Below are 26,065 nucleotides of genomic sequence, written 5' to 3'. Positions count from 1 at the left end.
TCGCAGAATCAAGCTAAAACTGAAGGGCCTGACACCTGCTCAACACAGATACCAGACCCTTCAGGTCGCTTAATTCAAATATTTGTCTAACTTTTGGGGTTCACTTCAGTAATCTGGTGCTTTCTTCTATTTTATGCTATATTGCAGGAGGGAACGATCATGCACAACAACATTTATGAAGTCTCACGCTCCCCGGTCCCGGCCAGCCAGCGGGCCAGGGCAGGGAATATGCCGGACTGGTTTTTCGAGCGTGTCTGCGACTACGCAGAGAACCCCACGCCCCGCCAGCGGGAGGAGGCCCTGGGTGTCTTATTCAAGACCCTTGGACATTTCTGCACCAAGGAAGGCGAAAAATTTTCCCTGTCCCCAAAGATCAAGGCGGAGTTCTTCCAGACCCGTTATGAGTGTTTCCGGGCCGCCGCTGAAGCTCTGGCCCAGACGAACTACCCGATTTTTGCTGGGATGCAAACGGCACCGGCATTTCAGCTGGCCCTGGATGGCCTGCGGGACAGCTATGAGGACCAGCGTGGCATTTACATCTACTCCCCGGAGACAGACTCCCTGGTGACGCTGGAACACTGGCTCCGCAACGTAGATCTCTCCCAGCCCTTTTATATCGGGGGGACCATTGACTATCACTGCTAACACAAATTGCAAAGGAGACAACTTTTGATTACCATTGAAAATACGATCAACAGCGCGATTGTCTATACGGATTCCATTGACCCCGGCGCTGAGGGCCTGATCCGCGCTCTGTGCGGCAGTCCTATTTCCAAGAACAGCAAAATCCGTATCATGCCGGACGTCCACCCCGGCAAAGGCTGTGCAATCGGCACGACTATGACACTCACCGACACAGTTGCTCCCGGCCTGGTGGGAACCGATATTGGCTGTGGCATGACGGTCTGTCAAGTTTCCGGTAGACGAATTGAGCTCCAGAAGTTAGATACGCTGATTCGAGATACCGTCCCCTCTGGAAGATCCGTGCGCAAAAAGCTCCACCGCTTTGCGGAACAGGCGGAGCTGGACAGTCTGCTCTGCTCCCGCCACATCCAGAAGGAAAAGGCCCTCGCCAGTATCGGCACGCTTGGGGGCGGTAACCACTTCATCGAACTGGATCAGGGCGAGGATGGCCGCTATTGGCTGGTGATCCACTCTGGCAGCAGGCGGCTGGGCACAGAGGTCGCGGCCTACTACCAGAAAGCAGCTTTTGAACAGTGCCCAGACGGAACCCCGTATGAATTTTCCTATGCCTCCGGCGCTTTGATGGACGCCTATCTTCACGACCTGGCTATCGTACAGCGCTTTGCAGAGCTGAACCGCCAGGCCATTGCCTCTGACCTTGTCCGTGGAATGAAACTGGACATAGAGGACACTTTTTCTACCGTTCACAATTACATTGATACAGACGGTATGATATTGCGCAAGGGCGCTGTCTCCGCAAAGAACGGAGAACAGCTTATCATCCCCATGAATATGCGGGACGGCTGCCTGCTCTGCATTGGGAAGGGAAACCCAGACTGGAATGAGTCTGCCCCCCACGGTGCAGGCCGCCTATTCAACCGGGCGGAGTGCCGGCAATCGTTTACTCTGTCTCAATTTAAGAAGGAGATGAAGGGTATCTACACGACTTCCGTAACCCGCGAGACGCTGGATGAGAGCCCTATGGCCTACAAACCCATGGACGCCATATTGGCCCAAATCGGCCCCACCGTGGAGGTAAAGGAACGAATCCACCCCCTCTACAATTTCAAGGCCGGGGAGGAATAAACCATGATCTACCAAATCAGTTCTGGCCAAGGGCCTGCTGAGTGCGAGCTGGGAGTTGCTAAATTGTGGGACTATTTGCAATCCTATTATGATGTGACCCTGCTTGACTCATCTCCTGGGTACTACGCAGAAACATTTCGTTCGGTTCGCTTTTACAGTGATGCGGACTTATCCGAATATGCCGGCTCTGTTCAGTGGGTCTGCCGAAGCCCTTACCGTCCAAACCATAAGCGAAAAAACTGGTTTATTGACTTCCATCTCTGTGAAACCGTAAGAACCGACGTCTTTGATCCCGAACAGGTGGTATTTGATACCTTCCGAAGCAGCGGCAAGGGCGGCCAAAATGTGAATAAGGTGGAATCCGGGGTACGAGCAATCTACCTCCCCACCGGACAGGCTGTGGTCTGCACCGACGAACGCAGCCAATACGCTAACAAACAAAAAGCAATCTTCCGGCTCCAAGCACTGATTCAGAGAGCGAACCAGGAACAGTGTGCTCACCTGAAGAATCAGAATTGGCGGCACCATACCCGCCTGGAACGCGGCAACGCCCAGGCTCGTTTTGAAGGGTTGGACTTTCACCGGTCCTAATCTGATTTCTGACCTGCTACCAACTATATACTATAATTATGAAGCTCCAGGGAAGCCCCCTGGGGCTTTTTTGTACCTGGAATCGTTCAGACAATCTCGTTTGATTCAATCAAAAAAGAAAGGTCGTGTTGAATTATGGAAAAAAATCTCACCCGCATCAGCACCCGTTTTATGAGCCGCCAGGCGTGGCTGGCAGAGCGGCGCAAGACCATCGGTGGGAGCGACGCCGCCGGGATTGTGGGCCTGAGCCGCTACGCCACTCCTTACACCGTTTGGGCGGACAAGACGGGCCGCCTCCCAGAGCAGGAAGATAACGAGGCCATGCGCCAGGGGAGGGAGCTGGAGGAGTATGTGGCCAAGCGCTGGGAGGAGGCAACCGGAAAGCGGGTGCGCCGCTCCAATGCTTTGCTGTACAATCCCAGCTACCCCTTCGCCCATGCAGATATTGACCGCACGGTACTGGGCGAGGACGCTGGCCTGGAGTGCAAAACCACCTCCGCCCTCAACCTCCGGCAGTTCAGAAACGTGGAATTTCCGGAGCAGTATTATGTCCAGTGTGTCCATTACCTGGCCGTCACCGGCTGTCAGAGGTGGTATCTGGCCGTGCTGGTCTTTGGTCGGGGGTTCTTCACCTTTACCCTGGAACGGGATCAGGCCGAAATTGACGCTCTGATGGCCGCAGAGGAGCAGTTCTGGGCTCTGGTGGAACAGGATACTCCTCCGGCACTGGACGGCTTGGAGGCCACTGGAGAGGCCCTGCAAGTCCTCTATCCCAGCAGCCGAGACAGCAGCGTGGAGCTGTTTGGGCGGGAAGCTATGCTCTCGGAGTACGTTGCCCTGCAAGACCAGAAAAAAGAATTGGCCCAGCGGATCAGCCAAATTGAAAACACCATCAAGGCCGATATGCAGGAGGCGGAATCTGGACGCTGTGGAGCTTACACAGTTTCCTGGAAGACCCAGACCCGGCGGCTGTTCCAGTCCAAGGAGTTTGCCTTGGCCCACCCGGAGATCGACTTGCAGGAGTTTTACCGGGACAGCTCCTCCAGACCTTTCCGGGTGCGGGAGGTTTCAGAAGATCAGCGGCAGGCAGGATAATCACAAGGGGGCACAGCGGGAAACTGCTGTGCCCCTTCTTTTATTTTCATCACAAAGAGGAGGAATTGATTTATGTCAGCATCCGTAGAAACCATGATGTACGTCCGGGAGAAGCCCTGGCACGGTCTGGGCACCCAGGTGGAGGAGGCCCCCACCAGCGCCGACGCACTCCGGCTGGCCGGATTGGACTGGACAGTGGAGCAGCGGAATATCCAGGTGTGCGGCGGCACCAAGATTTCCAACTACAAGGCCAATGTGCGCAGTTCGGACGGGAAGGTGCTGGGTGTGGTGTCGGACCGCTATAAGATCGTCCAGAACGCCGAGGCCTTCGAGTTTACCGATTCCCTGATCGGCGGCGAAGTCCACTATGAGACCGCCGGAAGTCTGAACGGCGGCAAGAAAATCTGGCTCCTGGCAAAGCTGCCTGACACGGAGATTGCCGGGGACAAGACCGAGCCCTATCTCTGCTTCTCCAACACCCACGACGGCAGCGGAGCCATTCGGGTCTGTATGACGCCCATCCGGGTGGTCTGCAACAACACTTTAAACCTGGCTCTGGACAACGCCAAGCGCTCCTGGTCAGTCCGGCATACCGGAGACATCCGCCGCAAGGCCCACGAAGCCAGAGCGTGCCTGTATCTGGCCCACAATTATATCCAATCTCTGGCGGAGCGGGCAGACCGCATGGCAAACACCACCGTGACTCGGGAGCAGCTGAACAAAATTCTGGACGAGCTCTTTCCCGTGGACGAAAACAGCAGCGAGCGGGAGAAGCGCGGAGTGGAGAAGCTGAAAACGGAATATATGACCTGTTATTTTGCACCGGATATTTTGAAGTTCCGGGGCACCGCCTGGGGGGCCGTCAACGCCATGAGCGACATGATCTCCCACAACGCCCCCCGCCGCAAGACAGAGAACTACCGGGAAAACAACTGGGGCAGAATCATGGACGGTCACATCCTGTTGGATAAAATGGCCGCTCTGCTGCCCGTAAGATAACGTACAGAGAGGAGGAAATTTCTATGGCAACGGAAAAAGCCATTCAGCGAGCAACTGGTCGGGCCCCGGCTCTGGAGAACCGGCCCGCACTTCAGCAGTACATCAAGCAAATGAGCGGGGAGATCAAAAAGGCGCTTCCCAGTGTGATGACCCCGGAGCGGTTCACCCGGATCGTGCTCTCCGCGCTGTCTACCAACCCAAAGCTGGCGGAGACGACGCCTCAGTCCTTCCTGGGGGCCATGATGACCGCCGCCCAGCTGGGCCTGGAGCCCAACACGCCTCTGGGGCAGGCGTATCTGCTTCCTTACTGGAACTCCAAGGCCAACGCCTATGAATGCCAATTTCAGCTTGGGTATAAAGGACTTCTGGATCTGGCCTACCGCAGCGGGGAGATCAGCGTCATCCAGGCCCATGTGGTCTATTCGGAGGACCAGTTCTCCTATTCCTTTGGGTTGAAGCCGGAGCTGAAGCACATCCCGGCCGGAGAGGAGCGCGGAGAACCCGTCTATGTCTACGCCATCTTCCACACCAAGGACGGCGGCTACGGCTTCGAGGTGTGCAGCATTGACGACATCCGAGCCCATGCCCAGCGATACAGCAAGTCCTTCCAAAACGGCCCTTGGCAGACTAATTTTGAGGAAATGGCAAAGAAAACCGTTCTAAAGCGGGTGCTGAAATATGCGCCCCTGAAAAGCGAATTTCTTCGTGGACTGGCCCAGGACGAGACGATCAAGCAGGAGATCAGCGAGGATATGTATATGGTGGAGGCCGCCTATGCGGAGCCTGACGTATCCTCCGCCGAAAACGATTAAACAAAATTCAACAGCGGCGCTCCGGAAATGAAGGTTTCCGGAGCGCCGCTGTTTTATTTGGAGGTCTATTTATGAATCAAAATCTTGCCGCATTTCAAAAAAAGCTTCTGGATTTGCCCTACTGTACCAATTTGTACCCCATTCCCCACATCCGCTTGGAGCACGGGCGGCTTCAGCGGCTGGCCTGTGACCCCAGCGAAAGCCTGCCCAGCCGCTTCCAGGCCAAAGATGAGGCGGAGGGGAAACTGAAACTCCTGCATGTACAAGCGGAACAACAGCTGCGAACCTATTCTGACCCAGCCAGCTCTGATAGCTGTTGTTCCCGTATCCGCCGTGAAGTCAATGAACAGCTCGCTTTTCTCCGGGAGGCCTTAGTCCCGTGCCGGACGGATGGAAGCGCCGCCCTGGTCAACCGGATCGCCGCTGTTCTCGTGTCCGAAGATGTGTTCCAACGCGTGAAGCCCATCAACGACGAATTACAGAAAAAGTTCTCGCTGCCTCCCGTTCAAGATTATGTCGGGACGATCCGCTACGAGGTGTACGACCCCTCGGAGTTTGAGGAGGGCGCCGCCAAGCTGATCGCAAAACTGTTCACCCGCCATGGCTATGACCTGACGGACGCCTGTTTCCAACTGGAACAGGATGTGGAAACCATGCTGACGGGTTATCGGTGCGCCATTGCCGAGCAGGTGTCTCTGTACCTCCACCAGTATGTGATTGCTTCCGTCCAAGGGAAGCTGCCCACCCTGAACGCAATTTTAGAGAAAGAGGGGAGTGCCCAACTATGAGCTTTGTATGTGATATCTGCGGCTTTGAATTTCCTGATGATCGGGAGAGAGAGTTTGACGGCCAGCAGCTCTGCCCCAACTGCCTGAACATCCACACGCTCCTGTGCCGCGAGTGCGGCCAACGGTTTTGGCGGACTGATAACGCCGGAACAGATGAGCTTCCTCTCTGTCCCAGCTGTTACGAGGAGCATTACACCACCTGCCACCGCTGTCACCGGCTGGTGCGGGAGAACGAGGCCTACTACGGAACCACGGACGCAGGAGAGCGGTGTACCTACTGCGAGCGCTGTTTCCATATTGTAGACCAGGACACCCGTATCCATGAATACAACTACAAACCCGCGCCGGTATTTCATGGCGCCGGCCCCCGGTTCTTCGGAGTGGAGCTGGAGATCGACGAGGCCGGGGAGTGTACCAGCAGCGCGCGGGCCCTGCTGGCAATCGCAAATCGGGACGGGGCTCACGCCTACTGTAAGCACGACGGCTCTCTGGAGGAGGGATTTGAGATTGTGACCCACCCTATGTCTCTGGACTATCATCTGACCAAAATGCCCTGGGCTGAGGTATGCCGCAAGGCCATCTCTCTGGGATACCTCAGCCACCAGGCCGGGACCTGCGGCCTGCATGTCCACGTAAGCCGGGCGGCCTTTGGCGACACTCCAGAAAAACAGGATGCAGTGATTGCCCGGATACTCTACTTCTTTGAAAAACATTGGGAGGAGCTGCTGAAATTCAGCCGCCGCACTCCCGCCCAGCTGAACCGGTGGGCCGCCCGGTATGGCTACCAGGAACAGCCCAAGGACATTTTGGAGCACGCCAAAGATGACCGCCACGCCAGCCGGTATACCTGTGTTAACCTGTCGAACGCAGATACCATTGAGTTCCGGATCTTTCGGGGAACACTGCGGGTCAATACGATTCTCGCCACATTGCAGCTGCTGGACCGCATCTGTGATGTGGCCCTGGCTCTGTCTGACGATGTTTTGAAGGAGATGTCCTGGACGACCTTCGCCGCCGGATGTGAGGCCCCTGAACTGGTGCAGTATCTAAAAGAACGCCGCCTCTATGTCAATGAGCCGGTTGCGGACGGGGAGGAGATTTAACCATGTGCTGCTTATTCGGACTCATTGACACGGCTCAATATTTTACCCGCCAGCAGAAAAATGACATTCTCCACGCATTGGCTGAGGCCAGTGAAGCCAGAGGGCAGGACGCCACCGGAGTTGCATACTGTCACAACGGGGCCCTGATGGTGCGCAAGCGTCCGGTTCCCGGCCACGCATTCCCGCTCCAGATCCCCTATGATGCCGCTGTAGTGATGGGACACACCCGGCTGACTACCCAGGGCAGCGAGAAAAAGAACTACAATAACCACCCCTTCCTGGCCTCTGCTGGTACAGGAAGCTTTGCCCTGGCCCATAACGGCGTGATCCGCAACGACCGGCTCCTGCGAACGCAGGAGCAGCTTCCGGCCACCAAGATTGAGACGGACAGCTATATCGCCGTTCAGCTCCTGGCCCGGAGCGGTGAGGTCAGTATGGACTCTCTCCGGGATATGGCGGAGCGGCTGGAAGGTTCCTTTTCCTTCACCGTCCTGGATGACCAAAACAATCTGTACTTTGTCAAGGGAGACAGCCCGCTCTGTCTGTACCATTACCAAACGTCCGGTGTCTATCTCTACGCCTCTACCAAACAGATCTTAGAGAAGGCATTGCAGCAGCTCTCCTTTGATTGGGAGTCACCAATTCAAGTTTCCCTGGAGTGCGGCGAGATTTTGCAGATCATGGCGGATGGGGAGGAGAGAAGGGAGACCTTTGACGACAGCAAGCTGCTCCGAAGCCTCGCCTGTGGCCGGTACACTCCGCCCTCATGGTGGGGCGTTGGCAGCTCTGCCCATAGTGCCGAGTCCGGCCACCTGGCCGCTCTGAAATCAGTTGCGGGATATTTTGGGATCGCTCCATGGGAGATTGATCGGCTGATGGAGGCGGGGTTTACGGAAGCGGAGATTGAGGAATATCTATATCGCACCGAAATGTAGAAGCTGAATCCGCCAACAAATTTCAAGGAATGCAAACCAACTTGCTTTATTCCATGACGGGACCATGAAAAACAAAGCAGAGCCTATAAAATGCAAAAGTAAAATGAAGAAACATAATTGACTTCGCTTAAAAATATGGCTATGCTTAGTAATGATAATGAATGCTTTGTCCGTTAAAAGGTTTGGAGGCGATCGCTATGATTTTGTATCACGGCAGCAAGATGATCGTAGAGTCCCCCGAAATCCGGATCGCGAAATACAACAAAGATTTTTACTTTGGCTTTTATTGCACGCTGCTTCCGGAACAAGCGATTCGATGGGCTACGCGTTTCGATGGCACGGGATACTTAAATGAGTATCTCTATACGCCAAATGAGCATCTTAATGTAAAGATCTTTCCAGAAATGACGGAGGAATGGCTGGATTTCATCGTCTCCTGCCGTCTGGGACATTCCCACAACTATGATATTGTAGAAGGTCCGATGGCAGACGATACGATTTTCAACTATGTCCAGAACTTTGTAGACGGGAAAATCAGCCGCGAAGCCTTTTGGGCTCTGGCAAAATTCAAAAAGCCGACTCATCAAATCAGCTTTCACACAGCCCGCGCATTGACCGCGTTATCTTTTGTGAAAGGAAGTGAGGTCCACGATGAAGAATAACAGCGCTTTATTCTATACTTGCAGCCTTATTGAGTTTATTGGCCGAAAACAGAAGCTGAAGCGGTCCCAGCTGGTGGAGCTTATGGGACGTAAGGCAATCGATCGGATTTACCGCTATGCAGACGTGCTCCACTGTGAGCCGATTGAAAAGACGGCGGATGACTTTATCACAAACTTAAATATTCAAGCGGGAACCTTCGACAATGTAGCGGCCTGCCGGTATACCGTACCAGATTATTGGACGATTGGAGAAGTTTATGAACGCCTGATTGAGGATGTTTCCGGGGATGATACTGAGCACGTCATAGACCGCCTGATGGAGGTCTATACCTCGTGGATCGACGCCGTGATTTCCAATTATAACACAGACTTCTACTATCAATCCCGGGAGTATATCTGCCTCTGCTATCTGGAAGGGAAGATCTGCGCATAATTCTATACCGGCAACCGCAATCAGGAGTCACAGATACACCTCTAATCAAAAACCGAGGGAATCGCAGCTGGGCGATTTCCTCGGTTTTCTTTTTGCTGTTTTTTTACATCTCACTTTCCTTCGTGATTGAGCTTATACTGTCTCTTTATCTATCAACAATGTTTTTCATATTGTCAAGGAATGAAATATGCGCGGCGATTTATGTTTCGACTAGCTCAACATAAATCGCCGCGCAGTCACATTGTATGGAGGGAATCTAGGCGGAAATACTTACGGACTTCAGCGTCTTTCTCAAAAAAGAAAACCGGAGTTCCTCACACGCAGGGACATTTTAACTTCTCCCGACGATTTGAGTATTGTTGCCTCTGCCTGTGAGGCCTCCACTTTTATTTTTTGATCAATCCGCGAGTCCTAAGGGGGGGAGCGCAGGCTCCCCTTTATATTATTAGGGGAAATCCCCCCTTCGGACGTATTCTCAGCTTTTCACTAGCGCTGTGGCACATTTCATAGTATTTGCTTTACATTGCTCCACAAAACTTCTTTTGCTTGATCAATTAAGCATTGTCGAATTGCAGCTTCAGTAAGTAACATCTTTAATTCTTGTACATCATCTTTTGCTCGTTCCTCATTGCGCTTTTTCACTTCTTGTCTATTTTTAGCGTCAGAAGATTCATACTGTGATATGCAAAAGTCAAACAAATCTGCATCAGTCGAATTTGGTATTGTGTTCCAATATATCTTGATCATACTCTGGCAGATTCTTCTAATCTTAGAAAGATTAACTTTAAGAGCTCCCCATTCTTTTAAATATTCATCCAAATTTGTACCATGCTTTACTCTTATTTTTAATCGCTTCACGCATTCCACTAAGGTGTCTGGATACTGATTTAGGAATCTTTCAAACCCTCCCTCTTTGATTTTAGAAGATAAGCGGAAACAATACAGGGAATCATATTCTAACGGCATACATCCATCAATCATTTCTCTCACACTTGCTGGAAAATCTAAAGGTGCTGGAATGTTTTCTCTAGAAAGAAGCTCTAAAAATAGTTTTGACGGTTTCTCAAATAAAGACCAAATTCTGCTTTTCTTACAGCCAATAATCTTAAAAAATATTTCCCAATTATTGCAACTCGTGTCTTCATCTAATTCACAAATTTTCTGAACTTGATCTATGAAAAAAAGATAGGCAATAAGCTGATTTTCCGAGAGTCGTAAAGTTGTAGTTACCTCCCTCTCCAAAATCCTCTTAATATTCCAAAGTCGTTTATGATTAATAAGGTCTTGGGTTGCTTCAAAAAATAGCAAGCAAAAATATAATGAGAATTTTCTATAATCATTATATGTAAACTTATCAATATTCGTTACAATTTTTTCGAGATATTCTTCGTCAAGATTAAATATATTTTCATTAGAAAATACGCGTTTACAGTACAGCTCTGTAGCAGCCAAAAGCTTCTTTAAAACTTCATTGCTTAATTGGATATTGCATTTCTGCTCCAGGTACACTTCCTTTTTTGATGAAGATAGTTCGAGATCATTCTGAGCAACAAACATTTTTTGAAAATTCAAATTACTTTCTACTAAATGTTGATAATTCTCTGAATATTTTTGAAATTGACTTTTGTCAAAAACAGTATACTCTGCTCGAAAGTGCTTACATTCTTCTTTAGAGTAGTGGTAAGATTTCGCAAATGAAAATAGTGAAGGCAAAATATGCTCAATAAATATGTCACATTCATACTGCTTTAATGAAATAAGGTTGCTGTCCTCTGAATTTATTAATGTCTTCAAACGCTCCCACACTTTTTGCGGCGTTAATTCACTAGTAAACCCAACTGGGAAAATCATGCCTCCTAATGCTTTTATTATCTCTGAAATATCGTCATTTTCTCCTTGTTGATCAAAAATGTTTAAAGATTCTTCCAAACCAATAATACTTTGCTTGGTGTTCTCTAGATATACCCCAATTTCTCTCAAAATACTTTTATACTTTTCACAATTTTCGCAAGACTTACAAATTTTATGTCTTTCGAAATGCTGCGATATAAAACTATCAATGAGATCCTGTTCATTTCGAATTTTTGGGGGACGCTGTTCTAAATAGAAATCATGGTTTGATGCATAAAGTTGATATTGTAAAGAAAATAAAGAACCTCGGTCAGCTATTAGCGAAATCAAAACCTCTTCGTTCTTGATCCGTCTTTCCTGTTTTAAGATAAACCATGTTTTACAAATCATCATTCGTTCATCACGTGATTTCCGCGTTTCTTTATTACTTGGGTTTCCTCTATAGATCAGTCGTTGAAAATCTTCTCTTATTCTTTCGATTTCTGATACAAACGAATCATTAACAGAAATAGTATCCAAGTCTTTAGAATCCATTCTCACAATAGGCTTCAGATAAAATTCTCGATCTTCACCTATTGTTTCTTTTGTCCTATCAATTATATTAGGGCACGTCTCGTTACATATCTTTTCCTTGGAGTTCAAGGTTCCTTCACCTCTTCTCATCATATTTATTTGGTCTTACCTGTTGTACATTTTTCCGACGTTTGACAACAAAATGTTTTCAGTTCCATCGCTCCATCTAGTACAAAGATGGAGTGTTTTAATTTACATACATTTGTCTGTTTGTCAATCCCTTTTTTTGCACGCAAATTGTACATTTCCATAAAATGGATAATTAAAAAAATATTATTACAAATACGATTTTTATTGAAATACGCACTTTATAGCACTCAAAAATCAAGAAAATGCGATAATAAAAAATTTTTTATTTTCACTTATCTCACAGCTTTTTCTTCTCCTATGGTAGCATTACTGCAACGAGAGTTCCCATCAAAGCATATTAGCAATCACGAAGAAGCAATTAGGAGATGAGTTTATGTACAACAAAGTGAGAAGCATTTCTATCGACGGATTCAAAACCGACTATATACAACTCCAAGATTTGGAGGGGGGACAAGATGATATCTGGTTCATTGTAGATGACAAGTTTCTCTCTAAGAAGATTGTAAACTATCGAAACTTCACCCCAGGGGCCCAACAGAAAGAAAAGCACAAGTGGCTGAAAAGACACGCAGATATTGAAATGGAAATTTCAGTATCCTCTGATCTTCCTAATGCCTCCCGCAAAATCCATCTGCCCAATGGTCAAGTTCTGTCAAACTCAAGGGAGAATTTGTCAAAGGGGGTAGAAGGTTTTCTAAAGATAATCGATCTCTTTGAAACCCCAAAGACCGGCTGCTACATAGCCGCTGCTATCCTCACCGGCTTTCATGCCGCAGCGATACGGGAACGCGTTCCCTCGCTTCGAGTATGGATATGCTGCTCCTCAGACAATCAGACCCTAAAAGATATTTTTAAGGAGATCTCCAAAGCGGTGGTCTTGAAAACTAAGTTGGAAAAGCGTAAATACAAAATCCACCGCAAAAGAGTTTTGGACTACCAGAGATATCTAAGAAAAGATCGTCTAGAAGCCGGATTTTCAGACTTTAGCCGGGTGAAGATACACGGCATCAAGGGAATCCGAATCTCCGTCCCCTATACAAACACATTCGCTTTGGTAATGAATGCTAATGCAGGACAAGTCCGAGAGGCTACTCCTTACTTGGAAAATGCCGCAGCCATATTTTTAAATTGTGGCCGAGCAGAGCCTGCTCCACTCCGACTGACATCGAACGATCTGTTTGGCTTTCACCCGGATGTTCTGGCTCAATTCAAACAAGCAGCACCATATATCTCTGCCATGCTCCGTCAGTGGTGGGAAGCATTCGACAGCGATAAATTGGAATGCGAATGGGCCAAAGAGATGGAATACCGAGCTCGAGGTGCATTTACAATTTCGGATAAACGAATTGTTCGCTTGGAGATAGAGTCCCAAGCGATGAGGCTGCAACTGCTCTACCAAGTACTCCTAGATTTCATTGAATGGTCTGTTTTTTTCGGTCTTCTATCGGAGGAAAATGCTGCGCATTACCAGTCTGTTGCCCAGCAAGTATTTGCCCCCGAGTCCCCAATCTCTAAGCCCACAGCTATCCTCCGCCAAGCCAATGCACCAGATGTATTTTTGGCAATTATGAGGAAGTTAGCCGCTGACCATTCCGACTCTATTGTTCCAGAAGGTCAGGAGTGTGTCAAGCATAAAAATTTCTTCGGTGCTTGGCGCACCATCAGTGATGTACGTTACCTGGTTATGGAGGAGGATGCCTGGGTCCAGTGGTTTTCCAAAGAGGTGAAGCATATGAAGGAGGTAGTATCCCCGAAGCTCGACAGTGGGAATCAGAGGAGTGCCTTCCTCCGACCTCTGGGAGAATCAGCACTCATTAAGAAGTCCGGGGACAATCCCCGCTACCGCTACGATTTGTTTAAAAACGGCACTCGGGAGAAAACATACGTAGTTGCCATTCCTGCTGACTCGCTTCAGGCTCCCGCAGCATGATAGGGGCAAAAAGTCCGGCAAACCAGCTTCTACCGTGGCAACCCTGTTTGCCAGACTTTTTGTCAAAATCACATTTAAATATTCAACTTTTTCGCCAAATAAACTAAGGAGAGATAATATTATGGCCAGTTTTAATAATCAAAACAGCGGATTGCAGTTTATGACTGCAATGGCAAGCAATTTTAATGTTGCAGGAGATTTACCAATAGAGGATGTCCATAACCCCTCTAATGACGCTGTTCAGACTGATTTTAATGCGGATACTTCTGCAACACTGCATCCAGTTTGCCCTGACCCGGATGTGGGCTATCAGCCCTTGTCGGATTATTTGGTGGCCAAACTGTTACGCCGTACTATGCAATACTTCAAAAACTTTTGTGCGGCTAGACAGGTTGAGTTAGATACAAAATATTGGAAACGCTACACACGGCGCATTTTGGAGACACAAAGCCCTGACAAAGCGCTGGTTATCTCCTCTCCTGCCGGATCTGGGAAATCAACCTGGATGCAGTCATTCCTTCTGGCTCTGAGGGATGTAATGAAAGAGCAGCCTGAGTTTGATCTATCCTTGGTCGGAGTAGTCGTCGTGCTCCAAAAGGTTGAGGATCTGAATGAACTGGCTGACCTTCTTAACCAAGACTGCGCTGAAGATCATCCAGTCATGGTCTCTTTGCAAGGGTGGACTGACTCGGGCTCACGCCGAGGCCTCTGCCGTAACCCATCGGTTGACAATTATGAAGCTTGTCTTCGTCAGCAATGTCCCTACGCTGGGAAGTGTCCTATTCTACACTTCTCGGAGGATGCCAAGACAGCTCCGATTGTGGGGATGACACAAGAGCGGTTTTGCCAGCTGCGGGAGCAGGGCCTGGACTCGGTGCTCTATCGTCAATGTCCGGATGGACAAAAACACCCGCGCCGGTACATCCTACTCGACGAAAAATTCCAAATGGCCTCTGTCACTGCGGTTAATGCCGATACGATCAATGACGCCTCCAAGGCATTCTCTGCGTTGATTCAAAAACTTGATCTCACCGATCAACGCGTATGCGGACTGCAACAGAGGTTGGACCGCACTGTAAGGCGGCTATTTCAACAGCTGCGATACGATCTGCGCCTAGATACTGAGGAAGGCAAGAAAGATATTTTGGTGGGAGTATTGACATTGACGGAGGATATGAAGAAAGAATATGCAGATTATTTTCGGTTCCGTAATTTTATGGTTCAGAGTGGAAAGAGGTATCTCAACCGTTCCCTTTCCGACATCCTCCTGGTTCTGGATCATTTGTTCCAGGGGGGGCAATGCCTCTTTACTAAAACAGAAGGGTTCACCATCCATTATATTCAACCACCACAAATTCTGTTCGGGAACAGCCTGTCAATTATCTTCGATGCCACGGCCCAAGTAGATGAAGACTATCAGTCCGTCACGCATCTTTCCACTTTCCTGAATGATGAGCCTAAACGGACAGAACGCAAGGTAGTCTTTACTTGCTACAACCACGAATCATTCAACGTCACCAAGACTGCTATGAATTGGGGGTGGAAACTCCCCCTTTTAGTACGGAAAATATCTCAAATCGTTTCCTCCTCCAAAGAAAACGACAAGTTTTTCGTATGTACCTACAAAGATTACTCTGTTGTGTTAGCCAAGGAGTTGAAAACTTCCATGTCGCCAAACGATTATAAAAAAATTCTTCTGATGGCCGATCGCGAGGAAGACACCCTCCCATACTTCAATGGAGTCAATGGCTCGAACGCGTTTAATGAGGCCACGCACGTGATCTTAGTTGGCTACCCAAGGCTACCCCTCTCCACCTACTTAGCCCTCGTGTGTGCCGCCTACGGAATGTCGGCAATAGAGACAGAGCTTGAAATGTACCTCTCTCAAAAAGATAAGATCACACAAAACGACCTCTGGCAGCTTCCCTCTGTACAAACGTACATGGCTCACCACCTGGCCGCCCGAATGGAGCAGGATATCTACCGCTGCGCACAGCGCCGCCCAGATTTTAATGGAGAAATCCATGTACACTTATTCCTTCCTCCCAGGGACGCGTATAGATTGTTGAAAGAAAGATTGCCCGGCGCAACTCAGATAGATGAAGATGAGGAGCCGGCAAACCTACTTCAACTCAAAAGGAGTTTTCGCTCATATCAAGGCAACAAAACCTCCTATGGACGGCTTGAGAGTTTTCTGTCGGAATGGGATGGTGAAGAAATTTCCGTGACCCAACTGCGAGAGCAGCTTGGGATCAGCGCAGCCGTCTGGAAGGACTTGATGAAAGATAATGACGTCAAGGCCTTGATGAAGAAGCATGGTATTGTGCCTGTTGGACGCGCCGCAAACCGGAAATGGACGCAATCCCGGGATCTCTGCGCATAACACTTCCGGTTTCTGACCCTATCTGAACTATATATTATAACCATGAAAGGCGGTGATGCTTGGAGCACTGATGGGATTTACGGCCAGATAATACATCGAACATGGAGGTATAAAGATGAAAGAAACAACAGTTTATCGCTCGATTGAGGAGTTGCCCCTGGTTTTAAACATTGAGATTTTGATGGCTGTCCTGAACATCGGACGAAACAGCGCCTACGAACTAGTGCGCTCCGGACAGATCCGAAGTTTTAGGATCGGTACCCAAATCCGAATCCCCAGACAAGCAGTGGCAGACTTTCTTGCCAATATAGCAGCCTGAGCTACTGGTCAGGTCAAACAGCAGAGTGCCGGGGGGTGTCGAACGACGACTCCCGGCACTCTATTTGAATAAGGAGGATTTTCCATGGCATCTAAACAAAACGGCACTCGCAATGCAGCCGGCGCAGGAAGCATTCGCAAAAAGGCCGTCACACGAGGTGGGAAGGAGTATATCTACTGGGAAGCACGGTACACCTCTGGATACGACCCCGGAACAGGAAAACAGGTTCAGCGTTCGATCACAGGGAAAACCCAGCGAGAGGTAGCCCAGAAATTGCGAGAAATCACAGCTGAGTTAGACAGCGGCACATATCAGGAGCCCAGTAAAATGACCGTAGGCGAATGGCTGGACACCTGGCAAAAAGAGTATTTGGGCAACACCAAAGCTCACACAAAAAAATCCTATGAAGGGATCATTCGGAATCATATTCTCCCGGAGATTGGTGCTGTAAAGCTGTCCGCTCTCACGCCAATTCAAGTACAACGTCTGATCAATGGAGTGAAGAGCACAAAAAAGAGCAGTCAGAATCAGCCGGTCAACCCCAAAACCGTGAAGAACGTTCACGGAGTTCTCCACAGCGCGCTGAACCAGGCGGTCCAATGCGGGTACATCCGCACTAACCCCGCCGATCGAACCATCCTTCCCAAACGCTCAAAAGCGGAGATCCACGTGCTGGAGGACAAGCAGGTCCTGGAGTTTCTCAAGGCTATTCAAGGGCACCGCTTTGAATACTTATATCAGCTGGATCTATTTACCGGTTTGCGGCAAAGTGAGCTGTTAGGACTCCAGTGGCCGGATATCGACTTTGAGCATCAAACCATTCAAGTGAAGCGTCAGCTGCTGTACCTGGGCGGCGGCAATAAAGGGTATCAATATGCAATACCCAAAAGCAACAAGTCCAGAACCGTCGTCCTGCCAGATCTGGCCTTTCAAGCTCTGCGCCTACAGCAAAAGAAGCAGAATGAGCTGCGCCTGTTGGTGGGACCAGCGTGGAACAACCCGGATAATCTGGTGTTCACCGATGAGATGGGCAGCCACCTGAAACACGATGTGGTCTATCGGAACCTCAAACGAATCTTTACCGCCATGGGTGTTCCAAACCTGCGCTTCCACGATCTGCGCCACTCCTATGCGGTGCTGTCCCTTCAGTCTGGGTGTGACATCAAAACCGTGCAGGAAAATTTAGGGCACTACGCCGCAGCTTTCACTCTGGACACCTATGGTCACGTGACTGAACAAATGCGCCGGGATGGTGCTGACAAAATCAACCGCTACGTGGAAGGCATGGAAGAAAAAATGGGGTGAATAATCCCGTAAGGGAAAACATAAGGGAAAAACCGGCCAGAATGCAAAAAAGAAATCCTGTAACCGTTGTGGCTACAGGATTTCTTTTTGGTACGCCCGAAGGGACTCGAACCCCCAACATTCAGAACCGGAATCTGACGCTCTATCCAATTGAACTACGGGCGCTTATCAATCGCTCAATTATTATAGCAGGATTGCCGCGAGTTGTAAAGTGCTATTTTAAAAATTTCTTTCTTTTTTCGAATCCTTTCTGGAATGGACCTCGACACGTCTGTTGCCTGCCGAAAAATGTCCTGCCGCCCAGACGGCACATCAGCTTAAATTTGAAATTTGAATGCGGCGCCGCAGAAGCGGCGTTCTCTGATCCCTTTGCGGGGAGAACGGCGCTTTTCTGTGTTCAACTCCAGAAAGCATGCGGCGCCATGTAAGGAGAGAAAATGAGAAAAATCGAGAGGAAAACACAGACTGCCGACCATGGCATATGATGGCGGCCATATTGTCGTGGGGAAGTTGGACAAAAGGGAGTGGGGGAAACTGCGTGCATTTGATGCCTGACTTTGGAGAAATGATGGGAAAGTACCCCTTGACAAGGGAAAAAACTATGATAAAATAACTCTGTTAAACGCCTTGATGGAGCAAAGCGCCGCGGTTGGCTGTCAGCGAGAGGGGATGGTGAGAGCCCTCAGCCGGGACCGGAGCGCGGGCCACTCCGGAGCGGCCCGGGAGGACCGGGACGGCTCATCCCCGTTACTGCGGATGACAACGAGGGGTCCCCGTCTGGGGATCATCAGGGTGGTACCGTGGAAGACTTGCTTTCGCCCCTGAACCGGGTTCCGGATGGGACCTGGTTCAGGGGTGTTTTCGTTGGGAAAGGAAGGAGACGCAAGCGATGAAGCAATATGTGGTGGACGCCTTTGCCGACCGCGTATTTGAGGGGAACCCGGCGGCGGTGTGCCTGCCGGAGGCCTGGCCCAGCGAGGAGCGGATGATGGCCATTACCCGGGAAAACAACCTGTCCGAGACGGCCTTTGCTGTCCGGGAGGGGGAGGACTGGCGGCTGCGCTGGTTCACCCCGGGAGGCGAGATCGACCTGTGCGGCCACGCCACCTTGGCGGCTGCCTATGCCATCAGCCGGTTTGTGGACCCGGAGGTGGAGGAACTGCGGTTTCAGACCCTCAGCGGCCTGCTGACCGTGAAGCGGGAGGGGGAGCTCTACTCCATGGACTTCCCCGCCTACACGCTCAAGCCCCTGGAGGTCACCGACGCCATCACCGAGGCCCTGGGGGCCCGGCCGAAGGAGGTCTGGCGGGCCAGGGATCTGGTGTGCGTCTTTGACGACCCCCAGCAGGTCATTCAGATGAAGCCCGACCTGGACAAGGTGAGGGCCCTGAAGGGGGCGCTGATGCAGGTCACCGCCCCAGGGACGGGGACGGAGTTTGACTGTGTCTCCCGCACCTTCGCCCCCAAGATGGAGGTGCCTGAGGACCCGGTGTGCGGCTCGGGGCACTGCCACATCGTGCCCTACTGGGCGGCGAAGCTGGGAAAGACCGAGCTGACGGCCCGGCAGGCCTCTCCCCGGGGCGGCACCCTGTACTGCCGCCTGGAGGGGGACCGGGTGATCCTGGCGGGGCGCGCGGCTCTGTACTCTGTGGCAGAGCTGATGGTATAAGGGTATTTGAAGGAGGAAAAAAGCAACATGAAAAAACTCTGTATGCTCACGGCTGCGGCGCTGGCCCTGATGCTTCTGGCGGGCTGTTCCGCCCAGGAGGAGGAGACGGAGCCACTGCCGGAGAGCATGGACCAGGAGACCGTTCTGGCCGCCGGAGAGGAGATCTTGAACCAGCTTCTGGATGGGGAGTATGAGACGGTCTATGAGGAGTTCCGGGAGGACATCCGGGCGAACCTGACTGTGGAGAGCGTTCAGGAGCTGATTGAGTCAGAGACCCAGGAGGCCGGGACCTACGAGGGCATTGAGAAGGCGGACACCATCGGCAGCACCGAGGGGGAGGAGCACGGCATCGCCCGCTTCCTGTGCAACTTCTCGGAGGAGGATGTGGCCATCAATCTGGCCTTCGACACCGATATGGAACTCATCGGCCTGTCTGCCGGGGTCCAGACCTCCGGCTGGAGCTTCTCCAACCTGACCGGGAATCTGAGCAATCTGTTCGGCGGATGAGCCGCTGGAGGCCCGGGAGAAGCCGGGCATATCAATATAGGTACACGAGAAAAGATCGATATTTGGGAGGTAATTGATGATGCGAGACCCGAAACCTTTTGGATTGAACGAGCTGCGGGAGATGTTCCTGAAATTTTTTGAGACCAAGGAGCACCTGCGGCTCCCCAGCTTTTCCCTGATTCCCCAGAACGACGCGTCCCTGCTGCTCATCAACAGTGGCATGGCCCCTATGAAGCCCTGGTTCACCGGGGAGCAGGAGCCCCCCCGCCACCGGGTGTGCACCTGTCAGAAGTGCATCCGCACCGGCGACATTGAGAACATCGGCAAGACTGCCCGCCACGGCACTTACTTTGAGATGCTGGGCAACTTCTCCTTCGGGGACTACTTCAAAAAGGACGCCATCCACTGGGCCTGGGAGTTTCTGACCTCCCCCGAGTGGGTGGGGCTGGACCCGGACCGCCTCTACCCCTCCGTCTTTGCCGGCAATGAGACCACCCCCGCCGACGACGAGGCCTTCCGCATCTGGAACGAGGAGATCGGCATCCCCGCTGAGCGCATCTTCAAGTTCGGCAAGGAGGACAACTTCTGGGAGCACGGCTCCGGACCCTGCGGCCCCTGCTCCGAGATCTACTACGACCGGGGGCCCGAGTGGGGCTGCGGCAAGCCGGGCTGCACCGTGGGCTGCGACTGCGACCGGTATATCGAGGTGTGGAACATCGTCTTCTCCCAGTTCGACAACGACGGCGAGGGCCACTACACCGAGCTCAAGCAGAAGAACATCGACACCGGCATGGGCCTGGAGCGCCTGGCCTGCGTGTGCCAGAACGTCCCCTCTCTGTTTGATGTGGACACGGTGATGAACATCACCCACAAGGTCACTGAGCTCACCGGGGCCTCCTACGGCCAGAGCCACAGTGTGGACGTGTCCCTGCGGGTCATCACCGACCACATCCGCTCCGCCACCTTTATGATCTGCGACGGCGTGCTCCCCTCCAACGAGGGCCGGGGCTATGTGCTGCGCCGCCTGCTGCGCCGGGCCGCCCGCCACGGCAAGCTGCTGGGGGTGAACGAGCCCTTCCTGTACAAGGTGTGCGACACCGTCATCCACGAGAACGAGGGCCACTACCCCGAGCTGCGGGAGCGCCAGGACTATATCACCAAGGTCATCCGGGTGGAGGAGGAGAACTTCGCCAAGACCATCGACGGCGGCCTGAAAATTTTCAACGACATGCTCGCCCAGCACCAGGAGAAGGGGGAGAAGGTGTTCTCCGGCGAGGACGCCTTCAAGCTGTACGACACCTACGGCTTCCCCATGGACCTGACCCTGGAGATGGTGGAGGAGCAGGGCATGACCCTGGACGAGAAGGCGTTCCACCAGCTGATGGAGGAGCAGCGCCAGCGGGCCCGGAAGGCCCGGGAGGCCCTGGGCGACCTGGGCTGGGCCGGCGTGGAGTTCGGCAAGGACGTGCCCGAGACCGAGTTTGTGGGCTATGAGAACAACTCCATCGCCGGCGCCAAGGTGGTGGCCCTGGTGGTGGAGAACGAGCAGGCCGAGGAGCTCATGCCCGGGGTAGAGGGCATTGTGGTGCTGGACAAGACCCCCTTCTACGCGGAGATGGGCGGCCAGGTGGCCGACCACGGCGTCATCGCCAAGAGCGGGGAGAACGGCTGCCTGTTTACCGTCACCGACGTGCAGAAGAACAAGGGCGGCAAGTATATGCACTACGGCAAGGTCACCGAGGGCACACTGAAGCTGGGGGACACCGTCTCCGCCCAGATCGACGTGCCCCGCCGGAACGCCGTCCGCCGGGCCCACACCGCCACCCACCTGCTCCACAAGGCCCTGCAGACCGTGCTGGGCAGCCACGTGCACCAGGCCGGCTCTCTGGTGGAGCCCGACTACCTGCGCTTTGACTTCACTCACTTCTCCGCCATGACCGCCCAGGAGCTGGGCGAGGTGAACCGCATCGTGAACGAGTCCATTCTGGAGGGCTACCCCGTGGACACCAAGGTCATGGGCATCGAGGAGGCCAAGCAGACCGGCGCCACCGCCCTCTTTGGGGAGAAGTACGGCGACCAGGTCCGGGTGGTGGACATGGGCGGCTACTCCGTGGAGTTCTGCGGCGGCACCCATCTGGACAACACCGCCAAGGTGGGCGTGTTCCACATCAGCAGCGAGTTCTCCGTGGCCAGCGGCGTACGCCGCATTGAGGCCACCACGGGCCTGAAGTCCCTGGAGGTGATGAACCGGAACCAGGAGCTGCTGTTCCAGGCCGCCGCCGTGCTGAAGGCCAAGCCCGGCGAGCTGCGGGAGAAGGCGGAGCAGACCATGAACGACCTGAAGGCCCTGCACCAGGCGGTGGAGCGCTTCAAGGCCAAGGAATCCGCCGGTGAGACGGAGCGCATTCTCTTCGGCGCCCGGTCGGTGGGCGAGCTGAAGGTGCTCACCGCCAACGTCAATGAGGCGGACGCCAACAAGCTCCGCCAGATGGGCGACCTGCTCCGGGACAAGGCCCCCAACGTGGTGGGCGTCCTGGCCACGGTCAACGGGGAGAAGATCACCTTCCTGGCGGTCTGCGGCAAGGAGGCCGTGGCCAAGGGCATCAAGGCCGGAGACATCATCAAGACCGTCACCGCCATCTGCGGCGGCAAAGGCGGCGGCAAGCCCGACAGCGCCATGGGCGGCGGTACAGATATTTCTAAGCTGGATAACGCCCTGGCCTGTGTGGACGACTTCGTAGCCCAGAAGCTGGGACTGTAATCGCCGTCCCCGATAATTTGAACTGATTTGGCCGGGCGGTCCCTCTGAGGGGCCGCCCGGCCTGCTTGTTCTCCCTGGCGGGAAGATTCTGGACGTGCAAGCGTTTCTGCCGGATTCTTCATTTCTTGTGCATATTCGTCTGAAACCAACCTGCGGACGCAATTTTTTGTAACCGTTTTTTCATTTTTATGTCATCAGTTTGACAAGAGACTGACGGCGTTCCGTGGTATACTGATTTCAGAAACCGAGGAAAGGAGGGTCCTGCTGTGAAAAAGCTGATCCTATCCCTGACGCTGATCGCCCTGCTGACCGCCTCTCTGGGCGGCGTGGCCTTTGCACAGTCCCGGCAGGAGCCGCTTCCCGAGGTGACCACCGAGACGGCCCAGGGGAGCGCTCCCGCCCAGGCGGACGCCTCTCAGTCCATGTATCCCGCCGTCCACGCCCTGGTGATGGCCATGACGGAGAATCACCTGGACTATGACCCGGAGGACCCGGAGTTCCTGTGGACCAGTCTCTACTACATGCTCAGCCTGTACGGCGAGATGGACGAGCGCTCGGAGCTCACCGACGACACCCTGATCCTCCCCAGCGAGGTGGTTCAGGACTACGCGGCGGCCCTCTACCCCGATGTAGCCACCCTGCCGGAGATCCCCGCCCCTATTTCTGAGCGTATCTCCTACCGCGCCTCGGACGGCGCCTACCGTCTGGCCCGGGGCGACGAGGGACTCTCCCAGGTGACGGTGGAGCCGCCCATCTATCTGAGCAGCGGCGCCGTTGTGATGAATGGAGCCCTGGAGTCCCTGGAGGACGGCAGCGCCCTGCGGAAGTTCCAGGTGACTTTGGCCGCACGGGACTGCATGTTCGGCTACATCATCACTGATTTGACGTTTTCTGATTGAATTTCTCCTCTTTTTGGAAGAAAGCCCGATCATAGATCGGGCTTTCTTCCTGCCAAAAGGCTATTTGATTTAAGGTTTCGGAGGGAAAGATAGTGTGAAAGAAAACCGTCAGGGTTTTCTTTCACGTGCAATCAAACCACTTTTCAGAACATTTTAATGGTCTGAAAAGTGCTTTCAGCTTGTCGAAAAACTTTTCGACAAGCTGAAAGCCCGATCATGGATCGGGCTTTCTTCCTGCCCGCCGGATTGAACGGCCGGTATTTTGGGAAGACTGACGGGAAATGAAACCCACTCCGGCCGGAGTTTGAGGATTGAACTGTGGAGGAAACGGGAAACCGTCTCACCCTCTCTTTCGGGTCAAACAGATTCCGGCGACGGCTCCCACAAAGACAATGGGAGCCAATCGGACAAACAGCCACTCAAAGGCGTGAAAGAATACTCCGACAACAGCGGTTTCAGGGTCGCTGTAATCCCAGCTTAAGTATGGGCTGTTCCACACAAATAGGGCCGCGAAAATGAGTATGACCGCCCCGCACAGTGCAATACACGCACCGCGGAGTATTTTCCGATGCATGTCCTTCCGCCGCGCCAGCTGCAGGTTGATGACCTCCAGCCTCTGGGAGATCGCGCTCAGGTCCTCGGCCTTCGTCTCGGCAACCGTTTCACCGAGCAGAGTGCTCACAGGCGTCTCAAGCGCCTCTGATATGGCAAGCAGCATATCAGAATCAGGGACCGACAATCCCTGCTCCCATTTTGAGATGGTCTGCCGCACCACGTTCAGCTTGATGGCCAGCTCCTCCTGGGAAAGGCCTTTTGATTTCCGGATCGCTCTGATATTTTCGTTCAGCATGGGGATACGCTCCTTTCTTGTCAGCTCTATTGTACGAAAAACAGCCCGTTGCCGCAAGCAACGCAGATTAACATGGGGACCAAATCAGCCGTGCGGAGCGTGGCGGCCTGCGCAGGTCATCCCGCCGCGCAAAAGGAATGGCTGGATTTTGCTCTTGTTCTCCCGCCTGCGGTGTACTATAATGAAGAAACAAAATGATTTGTGTTTGAGGTGTGTCTGAATGAAACCTGACATCCATGCTTATATCCGGCCCGGCGCCCACGCCCATCTGGTGGGCATCGGCGGCGTGTCCATGTCCCCCCTGGCCGAGGTGCTCCACGGAGCGGGGGTGACAATCACCGGTTCTGATATGCACGACAGCGAGACGGTGGAGCATCTGCGATCCCTGGGAATCCCCGTGGTCATCGGCCATAGGGGGGAGAGCGTCCAGGGGGCGGGGTGCGTCATCCGCACCGCCGCGGTCCACGACGACAACCCCGAAATTGCCGCCGCCCGCGCCGCCGGCATCCCTGTCTTTGAGCGGGCGGAGGCCTGGGGCGCCATCATGCGCCACTACCAGAACGCCCTGTGTGTGGCGGGCACCCACGGAAAGACCACCACCACCTCCATGTGCACCCAGATCTTCCTGGCCGCCCAGCGGGACCCCACGGTGATGATTGGGGGGACCCTTCCCGCCCTGGGGGCGGGGCACCGGGTGGGGAAGGGGGACACCATCATTCTGGAGTCCTGCGAGTACTGCAACTCCTTCCTCTCCTTTTTCCCCACCGTGGCGGTGATCCTGAATGTGGACGCGGACCACCTGGACTTTTTCAAGGATTTGGAGGACGTGAAGCACTCCTTCCGCCGGTTTGCCCAGCTGGTGCCGGAGGGGGGCGCGGTCATCGCCGACGGGGATGACGCCAACACCATGGACGCCCTGAAGGGGCTGGAAAAGCCCATGCTCACCTTCGGCCTGGAGCGGGGGGACATCCACACATCTAACCTCACCTATGAGAAGGGGGTGGGCTCCTTCGACCTGATCTACCGGGGAGAAAACCTGGGCCGGATTACCCTCCAGGTCCCGGGGGTCCACAACGTGCGCAACGCCCTGGCCGCCGCCGGGGCCGCCCTCCAGCTGAAGGTGCCCTTTGCCGCCATTCAGGAGGGGCTCCACGCCTTTACCGGGGCGGGCCGCCGCTTTGAGCGGAAGGGGGAGTACCACGGGGCGGTGCTCTACGACGACTACGCCCACCACCCCGGGGAGCTGCGGGCCCTGCTGTCCACCGTGAAAACCCTGGGGTACGACCGGGTGGTCTGTGCCTTCCAGCCCCACACCTACTCCCGGACCAAGGAGCTCTTTGACGACTTCGTGGAGGTGCTCAAGCTGCCGGACAAGGTGCTCCTGGCGGAGATCTTTGCCGCCCGGGAGACGGACACCCTGGGGATCTCCTCCAAGGACCTGGCCGGCCGCATTCCCGGTGCGGAGTACTGTCCCACCCTGGAGGATGTGACCGACCGCCTGGCCCAGCTGGCACAGCCGGGGGACCTGCTCCTCACCGTGGGAGCGGGGGACATCCATGTGGCGGGAGAGCGCCTGCTGGAGCGGGAGGAAGAATAGTAAGGACACCGGCAATGCAGCGGAGATTTCAGAGGGGCGCGGCCATTTGGCCGCGCCCCTCTGCTTTGTAAGCTGGCCGGCTATGCGCGCTCCAGCTCCCCGCGGATGGCCTCAAACACTGCATCGCCATCCTGGCACATGAC

At 53.3% G+C, this 26,065-nt stretch carries 22 protein-coding genes and 1 tRNA gene; 20 read left to right on the top strand and 3 right to left on the bottom strand.

What is annotated here, in order from left to right:
- Positions 1-159 precede the first annotated feature (159 nt).
- From B5F19_RS12550 to B5F19_RS12500, 11 genes are all read left to right on the top strand, one after another.
- A complete protein-coding gene (locus tag B5F19_RS12550) occupies positions 160-645 on the top strand; it encodes a hypothetical protein (protein WP_087290972.1) in 486 nt (161 codons plus the stop codon).
- Between the two features lie 24 nt (positions 646-669).
- Entirely contained in the window at positions 670-1,770 is a 1,101-nt protein-coding gene (locus B5F19_RS12545; RefSeq protein ID WP_087290971.1) for an RtcB family protein, read from the top strand.
- Between the two features lie 3 nt (positions 1,771-1,773).
- Positions 1,774-2,361, top strand: a complete 588-nt coding sequence (prfH, locus tag B5F19_RS12540) for a peptide chain release factor H (RefSeq protein WP_087290969.1) — start codon at positions 1,774-1,776, stop codon at positions 2,359-2,361.
- A gap of 135 nt (positions 2,362-2,496) precedes the next feature.
- Positions 2,497-3,456: a lambda-exonuclease family protein gene (locus tag B5F19_RS12535; RefSeq protein ID WP_087290966.1), complete on the top strand. Its 960-nt coding sequence runs from the start codon at positions 2,497-2,499 to the stop codon at positions 3,454-3,456.
- Positions 3,457-3,528: 72 nt separating this feature from the next.
- A complete protein-coding gene (locus B5F19_RS12530) occupies positions 3,529-4,455 on the top strand; it encodes a DUF932 domain-containing protein (RefSeq protein ID WP_087290964.1) in 927 nt (308 codons plus the stop codon).
- A 23-nt stretch (positions 4,456-4,478) separates the two neighbouring features.
- Entirely contained in the window at positions 4,479-5,267 is a 789-nt protein-coding gene (locus tag B5F19_RS12525) for a recombinase RecT (RefSeq protein ID WP_087290962.1), read from the top strand.
- Positions 5,268-5,338: 71 nt separating this feature from the next.
- Positions 5,339-6,055, top strand: coding sequence for a hypothetical protein (locus B5F19_RS12520; RefSeq protein ID WP_087290960.1), 717 nt, complete (start codon positions 5,339-5,341; stop codon positions 6,053-6,055).
- Entirely contained in the window at positions 6,052-7,158 is a 1,107-nt protein-coding gene (locus tag B5F19_RS12515) for an amidoligase family protein (protein WP_087290958.1), read from the top strand. The genes B5F19_RS12520 and B5F19_RS12515 overlap by 4 nt, the downstream gene beginning before the upstream one ends.
- 2 nt (positions 7,159-7,160) lie before the next feature.
- Complete coding sequence (locus B5F19_RS12510; RefSeq protein ID WP_087290955.1) at positions 7,161-8,093, top strand: hypothetical protein; 933 nt, start codon at positions 7,161-7,163, stop codon at positions 8,091-8,093.
- 197 nt (positions 8,094-8,290) lie between these two features.
- A complete protein-coding gene (locus tag B5F19_RS12505; protein ID WP_087290953.1) occupies positions 8,291-8,755 on the top strand; it encodes a DUF3990 domain-containing protein in 465 nt (154 codons plus the stop codon).
- Entirely contained in the window at positions 8,745-9,188 is a 444-nt protein-coding gene (locus tag B5F19_RS12500; RefSeq protein WP_087290951.1) for a hypothetical protein, read from the top strand. Before B5F19_RS12505 ends, B5F19_RS12500 begins: the two co-directional genes overlap by 11 nt.
- A gap of 504 nt (positions 9,189-9,692) precedes the next feature.
- Here B5F19_RS12500 and B5F19_RS17205 read toward each other — a convergent pair.
- Entirely contained in the window at positions 9,693-11,681 is a 1,989-nt protein-coding gene (locus B5F19_RS17205; RefSeq protein WP_140394230.1) for a hypothetical protein, read from the bottom strand.
- A 394-nt stretch (positions 11,682-12,075) separates the two neighbouring features.
- Here B5F19_RS17205 and B5F19_RS12495 point away from each other — a divergent pair, with 394 nt between their 5' ends.
- The 4 genes from B5F19_RS12495 (at position 12,076) to B5F19_RS12480 (ending at position 17,639) form a co-directional block, all read left to right on the top strand.
- Positions 12,076-13,632: a hypothetical protein gene (locus B5F19_RS12495; RefSeq protein WP_087290949.1), complete on the top strand. Its 1,557-nt coding sequence runs from the start codon at positions 12,076-12,078 to the stop codon at positions 13,630-13,632.
- Between the two features lie 121 nt (positions 13,633-13,753).
- Positions 13,754-16,015, top strand: a complete 2,262-nt coding sequence (locus tag B5F19_RS12490; protein ID WP_087290948.1) for a hypothetical protein — start codon at positions 13,754-13,756, stop codon at positions 16,013-16,015.
- 115 nt (positions 16,016-16,130) lie between these two features.
- Complete coding sequence (locus tag B5F19_RS12485; protein ID WP_087290946.1) at positions 16,131-16,334, top strand: helix-turn-helix domain-containing protein; 204 nt, start codon at positions 16,131-16,133, stop codon at positions 16,332-16,334.
- A gap of 84 nt (positions 16,335-16,418) precedes the next feature.
- Complete coding sequence (locus B5F19_RS12480) at positions 16,419-17,639, top strand: tyrosine-type recombinase/integrase (protein ID WP_087290944.1); 1,221 nt, start codon at positions 16,419-16,421, stop codon at positions 17,637-17,639.
- An 88-nt stretch (positions 17,640-17,727) separates the two neighbouring features.
- Here the strand turns inward: B5F19_RS12480 and B5F19_RS12475 are convergent.
- Positions 17,728-17,804 (bottom strand) — tRNA-Arg (locus B5F19_RS12475).
- 724 nt (positions 17,805-18,528) lie between these two features.
- On the opposite strand from B5F19_RS12475, the gene B5F19_RS12470 reads away from it, so the two are divergent.
- The 4 genes from B5F19_RS12470 (at position 18,529) to B5F19_RS12455 (ending at position 23,475) form a co-directional block, all read left to right on the top strand.
- Entirely contained in the window at positions 18,529-19,308 is a 780-nt protein-coding gene (locus B5F19_RS12470) for a PhzF family phenazine biosynthesis protein (protein ID WP_087290942.1), read from the top strand.
- 27 nt (positions 19,309-19,335) lie between these two features.
- On the top strand, positions 19,336-19,815 hold the full coding sequence (locus B5F19_RS12465) for a DUF3887 domain-containing protein (protein WP_087290940.1): 480 nt from the start codon (positions 19,336-19,338) through the stop codon (positions 19,813-19,815).
- A gap of 79 nt (positions 19,816-19,894) precedes the next feature.
- A complete protein-coding gene (gene alaS, locus B5F19_RS12460) occupies positions 19,895-22,576 on the top strand; it encodes an alanine--tRNA ligase (RefSeq protein WP_087290973.1) in 2,682 nt (893 codons plus the stop codon).
- Between the two features lie 266 nt (positions 22,577-22,842).
- Positions 22,843-23,475, top strand: coding sequence for a hypothetical protein (locus tag B5F19_RS12455; protein WP_087290939.1), 633 nt, complete (start codon positions 22,843-22,845; stop codon positions 23,473-23,475).
- A 340-nt stretch (positions 23,476-23,815) separates the two neighbouring features.
- Here B5F19_RS12455 and B5F19_RS12450 read toward each other — a convergent pair whose 3' ends face one another.
- Entirely contained in the window at positions 23,816-24,325 is a 510-nt protein-coding gene (locus B5F19_RS12450) for a helix-turn-helix domain-containing protein (protein WP_087290937.1), read from the bottom strand.
- Between the two features lie 220 nt (positions 24,326-24,545).
- Between B5F19_RS12450 and murC the strand changes: the two genes are divergently transcribed.
- Entirely contained in the window at positions 24,546-25,922 is a 1,377-nt protein-coding gene (gene murC, locus B5F19_RS12445; RefSeq protein ID WP_087290935.1) for a UDP-N-acetylmuramate--L-alanine ligase, read from the top strand.
- Positions 25,923-26,065: the final 143 nt, after the last annotated feature.

The organism is Pseudoflavonifractor sp. An184 (assembly GCF_002160305.1).
In the GTDB taxonomy this organism is placed as follows: domain Bacteria; phylum Bacillota; class Clostridia; order Oscillospirales; family Oscillospiraceae; genus Lawsonibacter; species Lawsonibacter pullicola.
Note: the sequence above shows the minus strand (reverse complement) of the source record. Positions and strands in the feature narration are given on the sequence as shown.

What these genes read in the sequence shown, in the direction of transcription:
- B5F19_RS12495 (WP_087290949.1), top strand. Translation starts at nt 12,076, where the DNA reads ATGTACAACAAAGTGAGAAGCATTTCTATCGACGGATTCAAAACCGAC.
- B5F19_RS12550 (WP_087290972.1), top strand. Translation starts at nt 160, where the DNA reads ATGCACAACAACATTTATGAAGTCTCACGCTCCCCGGTCCCGGCCAGC.
- B5F19_RS12510 (WP_087290955.1), top strand. Translation starts at nt 7,161, where the DNA reads ATGTGCTGCTTATTCGGACTCATTGACACGGCTCAATATTTTACCCGC.
- B5F19_RS12520 (WP_087290960.1), top strand. Translation starts at nt 5,339, where the DNA reads ATGAATCAAAATCTTGCCGCATTTCAAAAAAAGCTTCTGGATTTGCCC.
- B5F19_RS12490 (WP_087290948.1), top strand. Translation starts at nt 13,754, where the DNA reads ATGGCCAGTTTTAATAATCAAAACAGCGGATTGCAGTTTATGACTGCA.
- B5F19_RS12450 (WP_087290937.1), bottom strand. Translation starts at nt 24,325, where the DNA reads ATGCTGAACGAAAATATCAGAGCGATCCGGAAATCAAAAGGCCTTTCC.
- prfH (WP_087290969.1), top strand. Translation starts at nt 1,774, where the DNA reads ATGATCTACCAAATCAGTTCTGGCCAAGGGCCTGCTGAGTGCGAGCTG.
- B5F19_RS12470 (WP_087290942.1), top strand. Translation starts at nt 18,529, where the DNA reads ATGAAGCAATATGTGGTGGACGCCTTTGCCGACCGCGTATTTGAGGGG.
- B5F19_RS12515 (WP_087290958.1), top strand. Translation starts at nt 6,052, where the DNA reads ATGAGCTTTGTATGTGATATCTGCGGCTTTGAATTTCCTGATGATCGG.
- B5F19_RS12480 (WP_087290944.1), top strand. Translation starts at nt 16,419, where the DNA reads ATGGCATCTAAACAAAACGGCACTCGCAATGCAGCCGGCGCAGGAAGC.
- alaS (WP_087290973.1), top strand. Translation starts at nt 19,895, where the DNA reads ATGCGAGACCCGAAACCTTTTGGATTGAACGAGCTGCGGGAGATGTTC.
- B5F19_RS12465 (WP_087290940.1), top strand. Translation starts at nt 19,336, where the DNA reads ATGAAAAAACTCTGTATGCTCACGGCTGCGGCGCTGGCCCTGATGCTT.
- B5F19_RS12500 (WP_087290951.1), top strand. Translation starts at nt 8,745, where the DNA reads ATGAAGAATAACAGCGCTTTATTCTATACTTGCAGCCTTATTGAGTTT.
- B5F19_RS12505 (WP_087290953.1), top strand. Translation starts at nt 8,291, where the DNA reads ATGATTTTGTATCACGGCAGCAAGATGATCGTAGAGTCCCCCGAAATC.
- murC (WP_087290935.1), top strand. Translation starts at nt 24,546, where the DNA reads ATGAAACCTGACATCCATGCTTATATCCGGCCCGGCGCCCACGCCCAT.
- B5F19_RS12535 (WP_087290966.1), top strand. Translation starts at nt 2,497, where the DNA reads ATGGAAAAAAATCTCACCCGCATCAGCACCCGTTTTATGAGCCGCCAG.
- B5F19_RS12525 (WP_087290962.1), top strand. Translation starts at nt 4,479, where the DNA reads ATGGCAACGGAAAAAGCCATTCAGCGAGCAACTGGTCGGGCCCCGGCT.
- B5F19_RS12530 (WP_087290964.1), top strand. Translation starts at nt 3,529, where the DNA reads ATGTCAGCATCCGTAGAAACCATGATGTACGTCCGGGAGAAGCCCTGG.
- B5F19_RS12485 (WP_087290946.1), top strand. Translation starts at nt 16,131, where the DNA reads ATGAAAGAAACAACAGTTTATCGCTCGATTGAGGAGTTGCCCCTGGTT.